The sequence below is a fragment of the Acinetobacter sp. CY81 genome, from assembly GCF_059515925.1.
The window spans coordinates 243,228-263,093 of the sequence record NZ_JCAKNC010000004.1 but is presented as its reverse complement, the minus strand read 5'-3'; the positions used below and the strand labels follow the sequence as shown (position 1 = coordinate 263,093).

Below are 19,866 nucleotides of genomic sequence, written 5' to 3'. Positions count from 1 at the left end.
ATTTTAATTGAATGGATCACTAATTTGTTGATCAGCTGCTTTCTTTTCAACCGAATTAGATTTATTTTCAGCTTGTCTTTGCGTATCAACAGCCGTTTGGGAACGTTGCACATCGACAACTTTACCACTTTGGTCTTTCCGCGTAATTGTAGTGCTTGTTGTTGCTTTAGTTGGATCAATGGTATTTGACTTCGGTGCTAAACGCGCCAATAAACTTTCATCAATAATCGGTACAGGCGCCGATCTCAATTTCACTTCATACATCTTATTTGAGCCAACTAACTCTTCAGAACCCAAATCATTAACATAAGCTTCAAATGGTTTAAATTGAGCTACTTGTGGCTTCACTGACTTTGGAAGTGGAATCGTAAGCTTTTGCAATTGATCCTTGGCATCTTTTTCATTTTTGAACTGTCCGAAAGCCAAAACATATTGCTCTACTTGATCATCCCCACTTAAACGAAAGTAAATTAAACCTTTGCGATCCGTTTGCTTCAGAATAAAACTTTTAACAATATCCTCATTGGCAGAACGAAATAATTCCACTGTATAATTTTTATTATTTTCTTTAATGAACTTTGTGCCACGAAATTCTGCCAAATGATTTCCTGAGGCAACTAAACGAGTAGTTGTCTGTAATGGTCGAACTTCTTCAGTTAAGCCACCCAAGTTTGTCGTTGCTGCGACTTTCTCAGGCTGAATACTGACAGGCGTATCCTCAACCTTTTTTGATTGTGTTGTGAGTGCTTTGGTATCAGTCATGATCCAAAAAATGACGGCAAAAATAAGCGACAGAACACCACCAATCAACCAAATATTGTGTTGAATACTTTGCCAATGTGATCGTTTTACTGTCGCCATGTCTTACCTTTTTTCTAATTCTGATTACGCATAATCGCTTGTTTCATCAATTCAACATCAAACTCTTTGGTAATAATCGCTTGACCAAGCTGTTTCATTAATACCAAACGTAGCTGACCATTGAGCACTTTTTTGTCATGCGACATATATGCTAAAAAGTCATCTAAAGGAATCTGAGGGCATTTTATCGGTAAATTGGCACGATGAATGATTTTTTTTGTACGTTCAAGATCTTGCTCCGAAATCCATCCCATTAAATGAGATAAATCCGCTGCCATAACCATACCTGTAGCCACGGCTTCACCATGCAACCATTCACCATATCCAAGATAAGATTCAATCGCATGACCGAAAGTGTGTCCAAGATTTAATAACGCACGTTCGCCCTGCTCTTTCTCATCATTCGCGACAATACGTGCTTTATGTGCACATGAACGATAAACTGCTTCTGCTAAAAGCACAGGATCTTGCTGAACAAGCCCATCCATATGCGCTTCAAGCCATGCTAAAAACTCAACATCGCCCAATAATGCATACTTAATCACTTCAGCCAAACCAGCAGACAGCTCACGCTCTGGCAATGTTTTGAGTTGTGCCATATCCGCCAAAACCACTTGCGGTTGTTGGAAAGCACCAATCATATTTTTACCTAAAGGATGATTAATCCCTGTTTTCCCACCCACGCTTGAATCGACTTGTGACAGCAATGTTGTCGGCACTTGGATAAAATAAACACCTCGTTGGAAACATGCTGATGCAAAGCCAGCCATATCTCCAATGACACCACCACCCAAAGCAAGTACCGTACAATCACGGTTAAAACCCGCTTCTAATAATGCATCAAATATCAGATTTAAGTGTTCGCTATTTTTATATTTTTCACCATCAGGCAGAACACATGTTTTGACCTTTTTACCTAAGGCTTCAATCGCAATAATGTAGTGTTCCAAATACAAAGGCTTAACAGTTGTATTGGTGACAATCATAACTTGCTGACCATGTATATAAGGTTCGAGTAATTCTTGGGGATTTAAATGACTGCCAATGAAAATAGGATAGCGTCTGTCGCCTAATTCAACAAAAAGGGTTTGCATGATAAAAATACCAATCGCTTTTAAATAGTCGTGAGTTCTTTAGAAATAATCAATTGTAAAATTTTTTGAGCCAAATCACGTGCCGCACCTTGATTGGTCTCAATAATATGATGAGCAACCTCTCGGTACAAAGGATCACGAATATTCAGAAGATCACGTAACTTTTGTTCAGGGTTTTCAACCTGTAACAAGGGACGATTTTTGTCTCGGTAAGTTCGTTGTAATTGGATTTCTACAGGGGTATATAAATAAATCACGATACCACGTTGATTTAAGTTCTCACGGTTTATAGGCTGCGTAACAGCTCCTCCACCGGTTGCAACAACCAAATTATTTTTAGATGTTAAGTCATCAATAACAAAAGATTCTCTTGAACGGAATCCTTGTTCACCCTCTTTTTCAAAAATCCATGGGATGGTCGCCCCAGTTTTTCTTTCTATCTCATGATCACTATCGATAAACTCTCGATGAAGTAAATCTGCCAGATGTCGACCAACAGTTGTCTTTCCTGCCCCCATGGGCCCTACCAAATAGATATTCGGTAGGGATTCAAACTCTTTGCTTTGCAAGGAGTCACCTATTGAATTGCTTTCATTGAAAGTATATTAATGATTTCTAGATTGACTGTCATTAACAATTCTTGGTGTCACAAAGATTAACAGCTCACGTTTCGTATCAGATTTAGAATCTCGACGGAATAAACGTCCAACAGCGGGCAAATCACCTAAGAATGGGACTTTGGTCTGCACAGAACGTGTTTCTTGCTCAAAAATACCACCCAACACCACCGTTTCACCATTATCAACAAGCACATTGGTTTCTATTGCATTTTTGTTAATAGTCAACTGACCTGTTGGTGTTGGAGCTCCCGGAGTATCACTAGTAATATTCAATTTCATTTGAACTTTACCATCTGGAGTAATACTTGGCGTTACATCTAAGCTGAGTGTCGCATCAATAAACTCAGTCGTAGACACTGCATTTTGACCACCACCCTCAGCAGATTGATATGGAATCTGAGAGCCCGATGCTACTTTGGCTTGTTGCTTATCCGCAGTAAGCACTTTCGGTGTTGAAATTACCTCACCAAAGCCATCAGCTTGTAATGCAGATAATTCAAGATCTAGCATAAAATCAGACATATTGATTAAGCCGAACGCAAGTTTACCTGCTGCATTGGCTACACCTAAGTCAACGTTTAGATTATTTGGACGATCATAAGTGATTGTTCCATCATCATCAGGTGTTTTGATATTCCAAATCGTATCGTCACTACCACCTATGATTAAATCTCCCTTGTTAAATGGATTCGTTGCTGCAACCACCCCCCATTTCACACCCATATCTTTTGAGAAATCCGTCGTTGCACGAACAATACGTGCTTCGATCATCACTTGTTTTACAGACACATCAAGTAAATCAATCATTTTACGAATCTGATCAATTTTTTGTGCCGTATCATTCACAATTAAAGTATTGGTACGCGGATCAACTGAAACTGTACCACGAGGGCTTAAAAGTGAGCCTACACTATCACCGAGAGGATCATTTCCACCACCAGCATTAGTAGTACTGCCACTATTAGAACTATTCTTACCTTGCGTAATTAACTTCTCAATATCAGCTACTTTCGCATAATTTAACTGAATGTATTCAGTTTGAAGTGGTGCGAGTTTTACACTTTGCGCAATGGCTTTAGCTTCATCTTCTTCAGCTTTAATCAACTCAGAAACAGGAGCAATCCAAATCACACTGCCATTGCGACGTTTATCTAAGTTTTTAGTTTTTAAAATAATATCAAGTGCTTGATCCCATGGTACATCCTTCAAACGCAGTGTGATATTACCTTGAACCGTATCAGCTGCGACCATATTGATACCCGTGAAATCAGCCAGTAGCTGTAAAACACGTCTTACTTCAATATCTTGGAAATCGAGTGAAATTTTATTGCCTACATAATTGGTGGTTTTTTGAGAACTTACCACACCTTTTTTCTCTTCAGGTCGTTTTAAGCTAATCGTCAGCTTATCTTCGGCCTGAAAAGCCATGTATTCATAACTGCCTGATGCTTGAATCGTAATTACACCATTCGAACCATCATTATATGCATCTACAGTCGATACAGGTGTCGCAAAATCATTCACATTGAGTCGACGAATCAAATGCGCAGGAATTTTATTCCCTAAGAAACGTACAACGACTTTACTGCCCTGCTGTTTCACATCCACAGGTGTATTAGCACCTTGAAGATTTAGAATAACCTGACCTTCACCCGTTCCACCACGTTGAAAACCAATATCAGCTAATCCGTGAGTAGGCTGCTGTGGAACTGCGGCCAAAACAGGACTTGCTAACGGAGCAGCCTCATTATTAATTTTAAGGATGAAAGTATTACCTTCAACACGCGTTGTATATTGACCCGTCTGCTTTAAATTCACTGTTAAACGTGCACGCTGATCATCAGATGCAATGTCGACAGAACTTGCTTCATTGGTTGAAACAGGAATATTAGTTTTACTTAAAGTCTGTTTCGCCTGATTAAAATCTAAAATCAAACGTGATGGATTTTCAACCTGATAGGCTTGTGGTTGAGGTGGTAATCCATTAAACATCACACGAATTTCAGTCCCTTGCCCAGGCACTTGCATAGGTACAACATTGGTCATCGTGACCTGTGCCGCAGCAACCTGTGTTATTGCAATACTGATTGATGCCAATGCAAATTGACGAAGTTTTGAACTCATGAAAAAACCTTCCCCACCCAAAAAATTATGCTCACTATTTTTCATTTTTATTCCTTATCTCAATCGACTGGACCAATTAAAACCAAACTTCTTGGTCTCTCGATAAATCCATCACGGCCATCTGGTACGATTTCCAATAAGTCAATTCGAGTTGGCGTAATGTCTGTAATACGCCCTTGATTGACGCCCATGTAATTGCCGCGTTGAACTTTTTCAATTTCACCATCAGGTGAGTTAATTAACGCAATAATTTGACCGTTCTTTGCAACTAAACTGCCTTTAAAACTTAAGGTTTCCAATGGATAGCTTTCTAAAGGTTGCTGCGGTCTTGAAAAGTTAGGATAAACACGTTTTCCTGACATGACCTTCAACTCATTTGCCAATGAATTTGGTAATACCGGACTACGTAGTTGCTGTGCAGAATATTGAAAAACAGGTACAGGATTAAATACAGGTGCAGGCTCAATCGGCAACGGCGCTTGACTACGAATATTTGCCATTTCCTGATTGACAGCATCAATTCTAGAATCACATCCAACCATCAAAGCCAATGTCATAAGACATAACGAACTTTTTAATTTATTCATTACTTCGGCTCCTCTGTCGTTGGTGCAACTGGTGCGTCCACTGGAGCTGGAGCAGCAGGTAAATCATTTGCTGTCGCAACATAGCGATACGTTTTTGCCTGAATTTTATAGTCTACAGCTGGAATATCCGATTTATTTTCTTTCGAAGCTGAAGCTGTTAATTCAAAATCATGCAAAGTCACGATTCGAGGTAAAACAGCAATACCACTTACGAAATTACCAAATGAATGATAATCCCCTGTCGCTTCAATTGAGATTGGTTGTTCAATGAAGAACTCTTGTGTTACTTCATTTTCAAGACGAATATTTTTAAACTTGAGACCAGCTTCAACCCCAGTTCTATTGATATCTTCAACTAAACTTGGAATTTCAGTATCTTTAGGTAACTGTTGCAATTGTTGAGTGAAATTCGCTTCCATTTGCTGTAATTGAGCCTGATATTGCTGTAAATTTCTCAGTTTTGAATCTTTATCTTTAAATTCGTTCAGCAAGTTTTGCTCTTGTGCATTGGCTTGATCAATCGCATCCATTTTGGGCTTAATTGCTAAGAAATATCCAATCGCACAGACCACAAAGAACAAGAATATCCAGCAGGTAATCTTGACGGATAATGGCCAACCACCAAAATTATTAGTGTCTAAAGTATTAAATTGTTGAAAGAATTTATCAACACTCATTGGCTTCTTTTTGGGAGCATCTAATGTTGAATCTAGTTCATCTAAATCATCACGACTCATTGTGCAGCCCCCTTATTCTCTGAGTTGTCTTGAGCTGGCAAAGCAATCTCACCCAAATCTGCAGTGACAATGAATGTGCCATACGACTCTTCTACACGAGGCACTACAGAAGTTGCAGCTTTCTCTTTATTTTCTGCTGCCGCTAAGAAGGAGTTCATAAATGCATTGCGGTACCACGGTGAAGCTTCTAAGCCGCGAAGTAACTCTGCAACTGCATTTGGACTTTCCGCTTTCCCTTCAATCGTGAATTTATCACCTGCACGCGTAAATTTCGTCACGTAAACAGTCGTTGGCATGATACGTACGAGCTCATCCACCAATCGAACCGTAACAGGTCTTTGACCCTCAAGCCCTTGGATCAACTTCATACGTTCAATCACCGTATTACGGCGTTCTTGAAGACCATCGAGTGATTTTAATTGCGTATCGAGATTTTGGTTGGTACTCACAACCAATTGATTCGCTTGCTCTTGATCATTTAGTTTTTGATCTAGATAGAACCAAGTCGCTAACACGGCAGCAATAGCCAATAAAGCAACAGCAATACAGACCGTAATAAATTGTTTTTTTCGTTGTTCTCTTAGCTCATCACGCCAAGGGAGTAAGTTAATTTTAGCCATTAATCAAAACTCCTCAATGCCAATCCGCATGCCACCAATAACGATGGAGCATCATTTTCAATTTTTCTAAGATCTATTTGAGGAGAAAAACCCATTTGTAAAAATGGATTTGCAACGGTGACTCGATAACCAAGTTTTTGTTGCATTAATTTTTGTAGACCAGGGATATTTGCATTACCACCTGCCAACAAAATATGATCAATTTCATTAAATTGTGAAGATGAGAAAAAGAATTGCAAAGAGCGTGCTGCTTGTTGAACGACTGCATCAAGGAATGGCATCAATACTTCAGATTCATAATCATCTGGTAATGTACGGTCTTTTTTAGCACGACCCGCTTCATCAAATGATAAACCATAACGGTTTTGCACATCTTGAGTCAGTTGCTTACCGCCAAAAACCTGCTCACGTGTGTAAATAATTTTACCATTTTGCATCACTGATAGCGTGGTCATGGTATGGCCAATATCTAAAATACCTACAAGATTCACACCAATTGGTAAGGTATCAGAAAATACTTCAAAACTACGCTCTAAAGCATAGCTTTCAACATCAGCAATTTTTGGTTCTACCCCTACAAGGTCTAGAACTTCTACACGAGAATCGACATTTTCTGTTCGTGTAGCTACCAACAGTACATTCACGCGGTTTGGTGAGTTCAGCTTTTCAGGTAAAACCTCAAAATCAAGACTCACTTCATCTAATGGGAAAGGAATATATTGCTCAGCATCCATTCGAATTTGAACTTCACGCTCGTCATCGGTCATATCTGCATCCATCTCAATCACTTTATGAATGACCATAGAGGTTGGGACTGCAATGGCTGCATTCGATGATTGTGGATTAGCAATATTCATTGCGCGCTCTAAAGCATCCGCAACGTTTTCAACATTTAAGATATTTTTTTCGACCACACTGCCATCGATCAGCGGGCTCAAGCCATAGCTTTCTACCCAGTAGCGACCATTTTTAACAGAGAGTTCCAATAACTTTACAGAAGTAGAACTAATATCTACTCCCATTAACCCCTTATTTGGCTTACGATAAAGTCTAAGCACGATGCAATTCCTATTATTTTTTTCCCCAACAACTATACAAACTAAAGACTCTTGGTCTAATTTTTTTTACGGATATAAAACTCAACTAACAATCCGTTAAATGAGAAGTTATACTGACCATCAATTAGTTTGCCTTTAGCACCTATTAAAACTTACTTGTTATGAAAAAGCTATCTTGTTGTGGAAACATTCATCCATTTTTTTTGCTGATTATTATAATTTTATTGACCGTACCTATGGGTTTTTACGGTATGTACTTGTACATCGCTCCTTCTTTACCAGAAATGAGTTCATTAAAAAAAGCACCTTTACTAAAACCATTACAAGTTTATACAGCAGATAATCAACTTATTTCTGAATATGGCGGCAAACTTTCCGTCCCTGTTGAATACAATCAAATACCTGAAGAATTCATTCATGCCTTTCTTGCAGCAGAAGATTCATCTTTTTTTGAACACAGTGGGATCAGCTTTAAAGGGCTTGGACGTGCACTCAGTGAGACCGTTACAGGTTCTGATGTGCAAACAGGTGGCTCTACGATTACCATGCAGGTTGCGAAGAACTATTATTTAACACCCGAAAGAACACTCAAGCGTAAACTGACTGAAATTTTCTTAGCACGAAAAATAGAACAAAACTTAAGCAAAGAAGATATTTTAACGCTTTATGTCAATAAAATTTTCCTCGGTAAAAATGCCTATGGTATTGCTGCCGCAGCAAAAATTTACTATGACAAAAGCTTGGCTGATTTATCTATTGCTCAAATGGCAATGATTGCAGGCTTACCCAAAGCACCTTCAAAATACAATCCTGTTGCCAATCCAGAGCGTGCTCTTGAACGTCGCAACTGGATTTTAGGCCGAATGTTACAACTGGGTTATATCAACCAAAATCAATATAAAGTTGCAGTCGCAGAACCTGTTGTTTTAAATATGCCTGATCGTGGCTTAAGCAATAAATTTCCCTATGTTGGTGAAATGGTACGTTCCGAGTTAGTGAGTAAATTTGGTGATCTTGCTGTTGATTCTGGCTACAAGGTTTACACCACTGTTGATTCCAAACGCCAAAAGTATGCTGAAGATTCAGTACAACGTGGCTTAGAAGACTATGATCGCCGACATGGCTGGCGTGGAGCTGAAGCTCACGATGAACCATTAAAAAACTTCATGGCATTTGCTAACACTTACCCTGTTGAAGTGACTAAGGTGAATTCCAACTCCTTTGAAGCACTGATGCAAGATGGTAAAACAGTGACTGTACCTTGGTCAGGTATGTCATGGGCACGCCACTACCGTAATGCAAATAGCGTCGGTGGTGCTCCCAGCCGAGCTTCACAAATTGTAAAAGTAAAAGATATTGTCCGTTTACGACCAAATGAGGCAAAAACTTCTTGGGCGTTGGTCCAGCTTCCTAAAGTACAAGGTCAATTGATTGCCATGAATCCTAACGATGGTGCAATTATTGCCATTGTTGGTGGTTATAATTTCTATCAATCTAAATTTAACCGCGCCTTACAAGGTTGGCGTCAACCTGGTTCAATCATTAAACCATTCGTCTACGCATTGGCTTTAGAGCGTGGCATGACCCCTCATAGCATGGTCAGCGACAACCCGATTACGATTGGTAAATGGTCTCCTCGTAACTCAGATGGACGTTACTTAGGAATGATTCCTTTACGTCGCGCACTCTATTTATCACGCAATACTGTTTCAGTTCGTCTCTTACAATCTGTGGGTATCGAAAGAACGCGTCAGTTGTTTATGGACTTTGGTTTACAGGAAGATCAAATTCCACGTAACTACACCATTGCTTTAGGTACTCCACAAGTACTTCCAGTTCAAATGGCAACAGGTTACTCAGCCATTGCTAACGGTGGTTTTCGCGTTCAACCTCATTTCATCAGCCGTATTGAAGATGCTTACGGTAAAGTGATTTATCAAGCAAAACCTGAGTATGCATGTATCTCTTGCATTAAACCTGCAAAAGAAAATACTCCTGATCAAGAAGCTACACCTGATGATGAAGTGATTGAAGTCAACAATCAAACCTTAGATCAGGAAGAAAAAACACCTGTATTAACCAAAGAAGAAAAAAGCCAATACCGCCAAGCGCAACGTATTTTAAAATCCAGCTCAGCCTTTGACATGTCTAATATCTTAAAAGACGTGATTCAGCATGGTACAGGACGTGCCGCATTAAAAATTGGTCGAAGTGATATTGGTGGTAAAACAGGAACAACCAATGATGCAAAAGATGCTTGGTTCGCAGGTTTTAATGGCAAATTAGTGACTGTAGCTTGGGTTGGATTCGATCAGCCTTCGACTTTAGGACGTCGTGAATATGGTGGCATTGCAGCACTCCCGATTTGGAGCAACTTCATGAGCAAAGCGCTTGCAGGAAAACCGCATGCTTGGGTGGCTTTGGATAAAAATGCTAAAGCCCCTTTAACTCGTGATCAGCGCCATAGCTCTACAGATACGTTAGCAGTAACAGAATCTAGTACAGATGCATCACCGCCATTGGCTCGACCGATCTATCGCCCTACTCCTGTCACACCAGCAAGCACCGAGACTCGTGACTTTGATGATCTACCTGGCGAGGAACAAGATTTAGAGCCTGTAAAAACAGCACCACCGGCTTTAAATTCAACCCCGAAAAAAGAAGCACCCAAACAGGACTCCTTGGAAAATTTAATTAACGAAGTCCAATAATCCTCAGTAAAGTGATATTAAGTTCAATAAAAAAGCCCTGAATGAGGGCTTTTTTATTTTTGACCATTTTTATAGTTCAATTTACTTCTTTTTAAATACAAAAATTTGGAACTGTGCGGCCAATTCAAAACTTTGCTTTTCTTCCAGCGCTGTACGCAATTCAGGTTTAGCCTTATATGCATAAGGCGTCATTGCAATTAAGTTTTTTAAATCTTGCTGATTCAATTCAAAAGGTGCATCAATCACAAGATCTTCGACCAACTCAAAATGATCTTTCAATTGCTCTACAAACTTATGTGGCTCATGTGGGTTCACTTCTTCAAACAAAGCTTCACGCATGGCATATAAATGTTGAGGCGCTGGTGTCACCACCATGAGATATCCATCTGTTTTTAATACACGTAAGATTTCTTGTTCTGGAATCGGGCTAAATAAACTAGTACACAGGTTAATAGTGTGATCCAAAACAGGCAAAACAGCCCCAGTACCCACCACCCAAGTCATGTCTTTATTTAGTTTAGCAGCGATTTGAACCGCATTTTTCGCTATATCCACACCTACGGTTTGTATCGCCTCCGCTTGCATGGCATTGGTGTAATACCCTTCGCCACAACCAATATCAAGCAAATTCTCAATCTTCAGTTCGTGAATTTTTTTAACCACTGCTTTTTGCAAAGGCGCATAAAATCCAGCATTTAAAAAATCACGACGTGCTTGTACAGATTCAGGTGTATCCCCTGGATTTTTACTATGCTTATGCTGCACCACATGCAAATTTACATAGCCTTGTTTGGCAACATCATAACTATGATTGCTTTCACAGCGCCAAGTTTTGTCATTGAGCACTAATGCCTTACGACATACAGGACACATCAGCAGATTCATCATTTTCTCCAAGGCATTGGCTTTATGTAGCAATAAAAAAGCCGGCAGATGCCGACTTTTTAAAAAATCATTTAGGCTTAACGCAATTTTAAAGTCATTAGACCCAAAACTACCAGCATAATTGTGATAATCCAAAAACGAATGACCACTTGTGTCTCACGCCAGCCTTTTTTCTCATAATGGTGATGCAATGGTGCCATCAAGAACACACGCTTTTGACGCATGCGTAATGAACCAATTTGTAAGAAAACAGAAATTGCTTCTACTACAAACACACCACCCATAATCGCAAAAACAATTTCTTGGCGTACCATGACTGCAATTGTACCGAGCATCGCGCCCAGTGATAATGCACCCACATCCCCCATGAATACTTGAGCAGGATGGGCGTTATACCAAAGAAATGCTAGGCCTGCACCAATCATTGCAGCACAGATGACAACAAGTTCAGAGGCATGTTTTACATAAGGAATATGTAAATAATTAGCAAAGCGAACATCACCTGCCAAATAGGCAAATACACCCAGTCCTGCGGCAACCAGTACGATTGGCATGATCGCTAAACCATCTAAGCCATCTGTTAAATTCACCGCATTTGAAGCACCGTTAATCACCAAAAAGGTAAAGATGATAAAACCAATACCCAATGGAATTGCAGACAGTGGAATACTAAAATCTTTTAGAAATGGAATCAGCAAATCCAACATATTGGCAGTATTAACAGGATTCGCTTCTTGCTTGGCAATGATATACAGCGCAATACCTGCACCGAGCGCACCCACAGAAGTCCAAAAGAATTTTTTCTTTGCAGGTAATCCAGCATTGTCTTTATAGCGAACTTTAATCCAATCATCTGCCCAACCTACAGCACCAAAGATCACCATGACCGCTAGAACGATCCAGACATATGGATTTGATAAGTCAGCCCACAATAATGTTGAAATCCCAATAGAAAGAAGAATGAGAATTCCGCCCATCGTTGGCGTGCCCATTTTCTTAGCATGACCTTCAGGCGCATATGAGCTAACAGCTTGGCCATATTTCAAGGCTTGAAGCTTGCGAATCATCATTGGCCCTAATGCCAATCCAATCGCCAATGCTGTCATGACACTCAGCAATGAACGTAAAGTTAAATAACGAACCACGTTAAACGAACTATGATAGCCCGCCAGTTGCTCAAATAACCATAACAGCATTTAGACTTTCTCCATCAAATCAGTCATCAACGTTTCCATATGGGTATAACGAGAACCTTTAAATAGGAAACTCATGGACTGAGGCTGATGTGTTGTAATTAAATCAATTAAAAATGGCAAAGCTTGTTCTTGAGTCAAGAAAGCCTGCATTTTTTTACCATATTGCGTACTACGCGCACCTTCTTGTGCCGCCGGTGCAAATTCCCCGACCGCCACAACAAAGTTCAAACCTTTAATCGAGACTAAATCTCGACCCAACATATAATGTTGCTGAGCGGCACTAGAACCTAACTCACCAATATCACCAATCACCATAACGCGAATACCCTCTTGCTGAGCAAGCACTTCACCGGCTGCGCGCATCGACGTTGGATTGGCGTTATAAGTATCATCTATAAATAGAAAATTTTCTTTTTGAATAAAGTTCAAACGACCCTTAGCACCCGTTGCTGTCTCCAAACCGGCAACAATATCATCCAAGCCAATATCAATTGCCAAAGCAAAAGCAGCAGCAGCTGTGGCATTTTGCACATTGTGCTCACCTGCAAATGGTAAATCGACTTGACGTGATCCTTGTGGCGTATTCAGAGTAAAAATCGCAGATTGAGGTCGAAGTTCAATTTCAGTTGCATAAACATCCCCACCTTGACCGAAACTCATCTTTTGATCTGTAACGACTGATTTTAAAATCGTTTCAGAAAAGTCATCTGCGCTAGGCACAATCGATGTGCCCGTTTGAGAAATATGAGCATAAATTTCAGATTTCGCACGACAAATGCCATCACGGCCACCAAACTCACCCAAATGTGCAGTCCCAATATTAATAATACCTGCCACATGTGGCTGAACAAGATTTGAGGTGTAGTCAATCTCACCTTGATGACTTGCACCCAATTCCATAACCGCATATTGATGCTCTGGGCGAAGCTCTAATAGCATCATTGGAACACCCAAATCATTGTTGAGATTGCCACGCGTGATTAATGTCGGGGCAATTAGATTTAAAATACTCCCCAACATTTCTTTAGTGGTGGTCTTACCACTACTGCCTGTAAGAGCGATCACTTTTAACTGAGGGTTCTGTTGGCGACGGTAAGCACCTAAGTGACCTAATGCAAGTCTTGTATCATCTACGACCAACTGACAAATATCTGCATCAATCGGTTGGCTTACTATTGCAAGCTCACAACCCTGTGTTGCAACTTGTGTAATAAAAGCATGAGCATCAAAACGTTCACCCTTGAGTGCTAAAAATGCATCTCCAAGTTCCGCATCACGTGAATCCGTCAAAATCCGTTTGATCTCACCAGAGGGTACTTTATCGTTATGCCATTGCCCCTGAGTCGCATCTTTTAATTGTTCTGCTGTCCAAGGGACTAATGTCGCCGTACTGGTTGTTGAAGTATGCATATGGATTCCTTATTACGCTGGATATGCTGAATGTGTATCGTGAGGCTGAGCATCAATCGCAGATTGAACTTCCACGACATCATCAAACCAATGACGAACCCCATCTATTTCTTGATAATTTTCATGACCTTTGCCTGCAATTACCACAATGTCACCATCTTTGGCATTTTTTACAGCAAATTTAATGGCTTCACGGCGATCATGAATCTCATGTAGGGTACGACCACTAAAATCGATACCCGCTTTCATATCTGCAAAAATTTGCTCAGGATTTTCAGTTCTTGGATTATCTGAAGTCATGAGCACGACATTGGCATAATCCAAAGCGGCTTGTGTCATTAATGGCCGCTTGCCGCGATCGCGATCACCACCGCATCCATAGACTGCCCACAAATCATTTGAAGCATGACGTTTCAAAGTAATCAAAACTTGAATTAATGCATCTGGGGTGTGCGCATAATCAACCACAAATAACTTTTCACCATGGCGTAGTACTTGCATACGTCCTGGCGCACCTTTTAATTGAGGGGCAACTTGAATTAAATCAACCAATTCAAATCCAGCCTGCTCTGCTGCAATTAAACTTGCAACAATGTTTTCAATATTAAAATGACCCAGTAGCGGACTATTTACTTCAAATCCACCTTTCGAAGTCACCAATTTAAACCTCACACCACTCAGACTGTATTGAATATCTTGAACTTGATAATCCGCAGGCTGAGTCGTTGAATACGTCAAAATACGTGGCTTTGATGGATTTTGCTGTGCAGCATTCAGCATGATATGTGCATGCTCATCATCAATGTTAATAATCGCAACTTTCAAAGATTCGAATTTAAATAGTGCTGCTTTAGCTTCCGCATATATTTCTAAAGTTCCGTGATAATCCAAATGATCACGACTTAAATTTGAATATGCTGCAATTTCAATATCACATCCATTTAGACGCCCTTGCTCTAAGCCGTGTGAACTCGCCTCAATGGAAGCAAACTCAGCCCCTTGTTGAGCATAACTATGCAAAGCTGTTTGTAAATGCAAAGCATCCAAAGTGGTATGCGAAGAAGACTCTAATTCAGGCAAAATCCCATTACCTGTCGTTCCCATTACTGCGCACTTTTTCCCTTGAAGCATCAACAATTCAGCAATCAAACGTGAAATCGTGGTTTTCCCATTGGTTCCCGTCACAGCAATAATTCGAGTCGCTTTAACAGGATCAGTCGCCTGTAAATATTGTTTTTGCCACTGTCCCATTAAATGACGAACATTTGGAATAACGACATTTGGGTTCAGCCCCAATTCAACTTCTGAAATAACCGCCAATGCACCATTATCTAATGCTTTTTGTGCAAATTCTGCCGTTTTTTCAGGTTGTGAAAATGAAGTCAGGGCAATGAAAATTTGCCCTGAAGTAACTTTTCGACTATCCAGACTAAAGCCCTGAAAGGATGATGTCATCCATTCAGATACTTGTTGGGCGGTGTAAAGATCTTGAAATGTAATGGACATTCATCACCTATCTACTGGATTTTTGGAGTTTCTAAAGGTTTATCTAAAGGTACATTTAAGAGTCGTAATGACTCTTGCATGACCTTTGCAAATACAGGTGCCGAGACCGTACCACCGAAATAACTGCCTTTCGGATTTTCAACGACCATGATCATGGCTAAACGTGGATCACTCACAGGTGCTACCCCTGCAAATAGCGCACGATATTCATTGGTTGAGTAGCCTTTACGGTCAGCACGTAATTTATGTGCAGTACCTGTTTTACCTGCTACACGATAGCCTGGGATAGCTGCTCTCGTCGCAGTACCACCCGGCAAAGTCGCTGTTTCCATCATCAATAAAACGTCATCCGCGATTTTAGGCTCAATCATCTGCTCACCCTTCGGCTGACCATCTAATTTGTAGAGACTTAAAGGCATTTTCACACCTTTATTCGCCAACATCGCATAGGCGTCAACCAACTGCAATACAGTTGCATTGAGACCATAACCATAAGACATGGTAGCGACTTCAGAGACATTCCACTTACTTGGTGGAAGAATCAGACCTGGGCTTTCACCAGGAAATTTCACAGCTGAACGCTGACCAAAACCTAAACGTTTGTAGAACGTTGGAAGTGTTGGGTATGGCAGTGAAAGTGCAATCTTCGCTACCCCCACGTTTGATGATTTTTGGATGATGCCGCCCAAAGTCAACGCACCGTAATTATGCGTATCACGAATGGTATGGTTACCTACCCGCATTGAACCCGGTGTAGTATTTACCACTGAATTTGGTTTGTATTTACCACTTTCAAGTGCCATTGCCACAGTCAATGGTTTCATGGTTGAGCCTGGCTCAAATGAATCGACTGCACCGCGGTTACGCATTGCATCTTTATTTGAAAGACTGTTTTTATCATTTGGGTTATACGACGGCCAGCTAGTCATCGCCAAAATTTCACCCGTTTTCACATCGACAGCAATAGCCGTTGCAGAGCGTGCATTATTGGCAACACCTACAGCCGTCAATTCACGGTACATAATATATTGCAAACGCGAGTCGATACTGAGCGTAATATTTTCCCCAGCTTCAACTTCTTTAATCACTTCAGGGGTACGTACACGGTTACCATGTTTATCACGAACAAGTTTTTGCTCTCCATCCACACCTGCGAGGCGCTTATTGAGCTGCATTTCCAAACCTTCAATACCAGTGCCTTCAGTATTGGTTAAACCAATAATTTGAGCATTCGGTTGTGGCTGTGGATAGTAACGTTTATATGATTTTTCAGCATAAACCCCAGCAAAATTACGTTGAACCAATAAATCGGCTTGAGGTGGCGGTACTTCTTTTTTCAGTACCAAATAGCGTGAACGTGAACGCTCTTTGACACGTTTCTTTAAATCTGCTCGATCAATACCCACTGCATCAGCAAGCTCATCTAAATTTAAATTTTCTTTCGGCAACTGATTTTTAAGCTTACGACTATCAGGTGTTTTCTTTAACTCTGCAGTGATTTGATCAAAGGTATCTTTGGTTTCATAGTAATTTTGAGGGTCAATCACCACCTTCATAATCGGAGTGCTGATTGCCAAAGGAATTCCATTGCGGTCGCTAATCACACCGCGCATGGCTTTCATTTTTTCTGTTCTTAAAATTTTCGCATTGGCTTTATTTTGCAAAAAATCCTTATTGATCACTTGCACATAGAATGCACGTGCGACCAACATGACGAAGCAAAATAATACGACGCCCCACATTAAATAAAAACGCCACATATCCACTGCAATCGTCGGTTTTTCTGAAATCGACTGCTGTTTTTTGCGTGGTTGTTTTGTTGTTCGTTTATCTACCATTCAGCATGCCTATTTATTTTGCTCTGGTTTTGTGGGTAAAGAAATCACCACCGTTTGTGCAGTCGGTGGTGAATACATACGTAATTGCGTTACAGCACGCGTACCAATCTGTGCAGTTGCACCAAAAGTTTGCTGTTCAATCAGCAAACGCCCCCACTCTGCATTAATGTCTTCACGTTCACGCATATGGGTATTAAGTTCACGAAAATCATGACGATACAAATACACCTGATACACCACCATAAAGGCACTCACTAAAATTAGCGAGGTCAAGATGATGTAAACCAATACTTTTTTTCTCGCCAAAGTATTTGTATCTTGTTCTTCTAATATTTCAGATTTCATGCGTCGCCTTTATTTATTAATGCGTTCTGCCACTCGAAGCCATGCACTGCGTGAACGTGGATTTTCTTTCACTTCCGCTTCACTCGCACGTACACGATCAATCTTTTTCAAACGACGTGTCTCTTCAATTTTCTGAGGCATTCCCCAACCTGTATCTTCTGCTAAAGTCGATTCTTTTTGAATAAATTGTTTAATAATTCGATCTTCCAAAGAATGGAAGCTAATCACTGCCAAACGCCCATCAGATTTTAACAAATCTAGCGCTTGCGGTAAAAACTCATGTACATCGTCCAGCTCTTTGTTGATTTCAATACGAATCGCTTGGAAAGTACGCGTTGCAGCATGCTTATTTTTTTCCCATTTAGGATGGGCAACTTTTACAATTTCAGCCAATTTCGCTGTGGTATCAATATAACCTGCTGCTTTGATGGCTTTTGCAATACGACGGCTATAACGCTCTTCGCCATATTGAAAAATCACATTGGCTAAATGCTCTTCAGACACTTCAACCAACCAATCTGCTGCGGTTAAGCCCTGTGAGTTGTCCATACGCATATCGAGCGGACCATCTTTCATGAAGCTAAAACCACGTTCAGCTTGATCCAACTGTGGTGATGATACACCTAAATCTGCCATCACACCGTCAACTTCTTCGATACCACGTTGATTCATCTCATTTTTCAAATCTGCAAAACTGGCATGAATAATTTTGAAACGTGGATCTTGTTGCTCAAGTTCAGCTGCAACAGCAAGTGCTTGTGGATCTTTATCGAATGCATAAACACGCGCATTTTCATCTAATTTAGACAGTAATAAACGCGTATGACCACCGCGTCCAAAAGTACCATCTACAAAAATTCCTGTATTGCGATCCGCCACGAGGGCATCAACAGTTTCGTGAAGTAATACAGAAATATGCGACATAATTGTTTATTCAAAACCATGAAAAATGTAACTGCACATTATTACCTTGTTTTAGAAAAGCTCCAAACGTCTTTTTGTAGGAAAATATTACTTTTCATAGGTAAAACCGTTTCTCATTACGCTACTTTTGAACAAAAATACGAACCAATAGAAATTTAGATTTGAATATCGAAAAATTCCTCCTCGTTTAAAACATTAGCCCGATAAAAATAAATTGCTGAATCATTGAAAATAAAAAAGCCAATCACGAAGGATTGGCTTTTAAAATCACATCAAATTAAAGGCTAAATTAACGATTATTATAGATTTGATCAAAAACCGCACCATTCACAAAGTGAGTTTGTTGCGCTTTCGCCCATCCACCAAATACTTCATCAATCGTAAATGTTTTGATGGTTGGGAACTGATGTTTATATTTCGCTAAAACTTGTGCATTGCGTGGGCGATAGAAATGTTTTGCTGCCATTTCTTGACCACGTGGCGAATACAAATAATTGATGTATCCCGTTGCTAGCCATTTATTACCATTACGCTCTACTGTTTTATCTACGATTGCCACTGATGGCTCAGTCAAAATCGACATTGAAGGATAAACAATATCAAACTTATCTTTACCCAATGCTTTTTGCGTCACTAAGGCTTCATTTTCCCAAGTCAGTAGCACATCACCAATTTTACGTTCAGCGAATGTTGTCATTGACGCACGTGCAGCAGAATCCATGACTTTTACATTGCGATATAACTTAGAAACTAAGTCTTTGGCTTTCGCTTCATTACCACCGGGCTGTTTAAGTGCATAACCCCATGCAGACAAGTACACCCAACGTGGCAAACCACCTGTTTTTGGGTTTGGCGTGATAATTTGAACGCCCGGTTTGGTTAAATCAGTCCAATCCTTAATCTGTTTAGGATTACCTTTACGCACCATAAATACGATCGTTGACGTATAAGGTGCAGAGTTGTTCGGAAATTCTTTTTCCCAGCCAGCTTTAATCTGACCAGACTTTACAATCTCATTAATATCGTTCGCTAAAGCTAATGTTACGACATCACCTTTTAAACCATCGACAACTGAACGAGCTTGTTTCCCAGAACCACCATGCGACTGTTTAAAATCAATTGTTTGTCCAGTACGTGATTTCCAATACTGTCCAAAAGAATCATTAAACTCATCATAAAATTCACGTGTAGCATCATAAGACACGTTTAGGAATTCACGATCTGCCGCTTGAGTCGATGCTGCAACACCTGACAAACTTAGGACTAAACATAATGAGGAGAAAAGAGTTTTGATTTGAATATTCATAGCGAATTAATCTGCAATCTTCATAAATTAGAATCAATATATGA

Annotated in this window: 17 protein-coding genes; 1 reads left to right on the top strand and 16 read right to left on the bottom strand. The window is 40.2% G+C overall.

The features are described from left to right. Positions 1-3: 3 nt before the first annotated feature. Genes AC5YDM_RS07435 through AC5YDM_RS07400 form a run of 8 tightly spaced genes read right to left on the bottom strand, consistent with a single transcriptional unit; the run spans position 4 to position 7,701 of the window. A complete protein-coding gene (locus tag AC5YDM_RS07435; RefSeq protein ID WP_496151474.1) occupies positions 4-861 on the bottom strand; it encodes a hypothetical protein in 858 nt (285 codons plus the stop codon). 14 nt (positions 862-875) lie between these two features. Beyond that, positions 876-1,955, bottom strand: a complete 1,080-nt coding sequence (gene aroB, locus AC5YDM_RS07430) for a 3-dehydroquinate synthase (RefSeq protein ID WP_496151473.1) — start codon at positions 1,953-1,955, stop codon at positions 876-878. A gap of 20 nt (positions 1,956-1,975) precedes the next feature. Then, complete coding sequence (aroK, locus tag AC5YDM_RS07425; RefSeq protein ID WP_496151472.1) at positions 1,976-2,524, bottom strand: shikimate kinase AroK; 549 nt, start codon at positions 2,522-2,524, stop codon at positions 1,976-1,978. A gap of 36 nt (positions 2,525-2,560) precedes the next feature. After that, complete coding sequence (locus AC5YDM_RS07420; protein ID WP_496151471.1) at positions 2,561-4,744, bottom strand: type IV pilus secretin PilQ; 2,184 nt, start codon at positions 4,742-4,744, stop codon at positions 2,561-2,563. 14 nt (positions 4,745-4,758) lie between these two features. After that, positions 4,759-5,286: a pilus assembly protein PilP gene (locus tag AC5YDM_RS07415; RefSeq protein WP_496151470.1), complete on the bottom strand. Its 528-nt coding sequence runs from the start codon at positions 5,284-5,286 to the stop codon at positions 4,759-4,761. Then, positions 5,286-6,023, bottom strand: a complete 738-nt coding sequence (locus AC5YDM_RS07410; protein WP_496151469.1) for a type IV pilus inner membrane component PilO — start codon at positions 6,021-6,023, stop codon at positions 5,286-5,288. Before AC5YDM_RS07410 ends, AC5YDM_RS07415 begins: the two co-directional genes overlap by 1 nt. Next, positions 6,020-6,643 carry a PilN domain-containing protein gene (locus tag AC5YDM_RS07405; RefSeq protein WP_496151468.1) on the bottom strand — a complete coding sequence of 208 codons (624 nt, stop codon included), beginning with the start codon at positions 6,641-6,643 and terminating at the stop codon, positions 6,020-6,022. Before AC5YDM_RS07405 ends, AC5YDM_RS07410 begins: the two co-directional genes overlap by 4 nt. Continuing rightward, entirely contained in the window at positions 6,643-7,701 is a 1,059-nt protein-coding gene (locus AC5YDM_RS07400) for a pilus assembly protein PilM (RefSeq protein WP_496151467.1), read from the bottom strand. The genes AC5YDM_RS07405 and AC5YDM_RS07400 overlap by 1 nt, the downstream gene beginning before the upstream one ends. A gap of 161 nt (positions 7,702-7,862) precedes the next feature. Between AC5YDM_RS07400 and ponA the strand changes: the two genes are divergently transcribed. Next, a complete protein-coding gene (gene ponA / locus AC5YDM_RS07395) occupies positions 7,863-10,412 on the top strand; it encodes a penicillin-binding protein PBP1a (RefSeq protein WP_496151466.1) in 2,550 nt (849 codons plus the stop codon). A gap of 81 nt (positions 10,413-10,493) precedes the next feature. Here the strand turns inward: ponA and AC5YDM_RS07390 are convergent, their stop codons facing one another. From AC5YDM_RS07390 to AC5YDM_RS07355, 8 genes are all read right to left on the bottom strand, one after another. Beyond that, entirely contained in the window at positions 10,494-11,297 is an 804-nt protein-coding gene (locus AC5YDM_RS07390) for a putative RNA methyltransferase (RefSeq protein WP_496151465.1), read from the bottom strand. Positions 11,298-11,374: 77 nt separating this feature from the next. After that, entirely contained in the window at positions 11,375-12,493 is a 1,119-nt protein-coding gene (mraY, locus tag AC5YDM_RS07385; RefSeq protein WP_496151464.1) for a phospho-N-acetylmuramoyl-pentapeptide-transferase, read from the bottom strand. After that, a complete protein-coding gene (locus AC5YDM_RS07380; protein WP_496151463.1) occupies positions 12,494-13,903 on the bottom strand; it encodes a UDP-N-acetylmuramoyl-tripeptide--D-alanyl-D-alanine ligase in 1,410 nt (469 codons plus the stop codon). Between the two features lie 12 nt (positions 13,904-13,915). Beyond that, positions 13,916-15,409 carry a UDP-N-acetylmuramoyl-L-alanyl-D-glutamate--2,6-diaminopimelate ligase gene (locus AC5YDM_RS07375; RefSeq protein ID WP_496151462.1) on the bottom strand — a complete coding sequence of 498 codons (1,494 nt, stop codon included), beginning with the start codon at positions 15,407-15,409 and terminating at the stop codon, positions 13,916-13,918. An 11-nt stretch (positions 15,410-15,420) separates the two neighbouring features. Next, on the bottom strand, positions 15,421-17,247 hold the full coding sequence (gene ftsI, locus AC5YDM_RS07370; RefSeq protein ID WP_496151461.1) for a penicillin-binding protein PBP3: 1,827 nt from the start codon (positions 17,245-17,247) through the stop codon (positions 15,421-15,423). A gap of 9 nt (positions 17,248-17,256) precedes the next feature. Beyond that, complete coding sequence (gene ftsL / locus AC5YDM_RS07365; protein ID WP_496151460.1) at positions 17,257-17,592, bottom strand: cell division protein FtsL; 336 nt, start codon at positions 17,590-17,592, stop codon at positions 17,257-17,259. Between the two features lie 9 nt (positions 17,593-17,601). Further along, positions 17,602-18,516: a 16S rRNA (cytosine(1402)-N(4))-methyltransferase RsmH gene (gene rsmH / locus AC5YDM_RS07360; RefSeq protein ID WP_496151459.1), complete on the bottom strand. Its 915-nt coding sequence runs from the start codon at positions 18,514-18,516 to the stop codon at positions 17,602-17,604. 289 nt (positions 18,517-18,805) lie between these two features. After that, positions 18,806-19,822, bottom strand: a complete 1,017-nt coding sequence (locus AC5YDM_RS07355) for a sulfate ABC transporter substrate-binding protein (protein ID WP_496151458.1) — start codon at positions 19,820-19,822, stop codon at positions 18,806-18,808. Positions 19,823-19,866 lie beyond the last annotated feature (44 nt).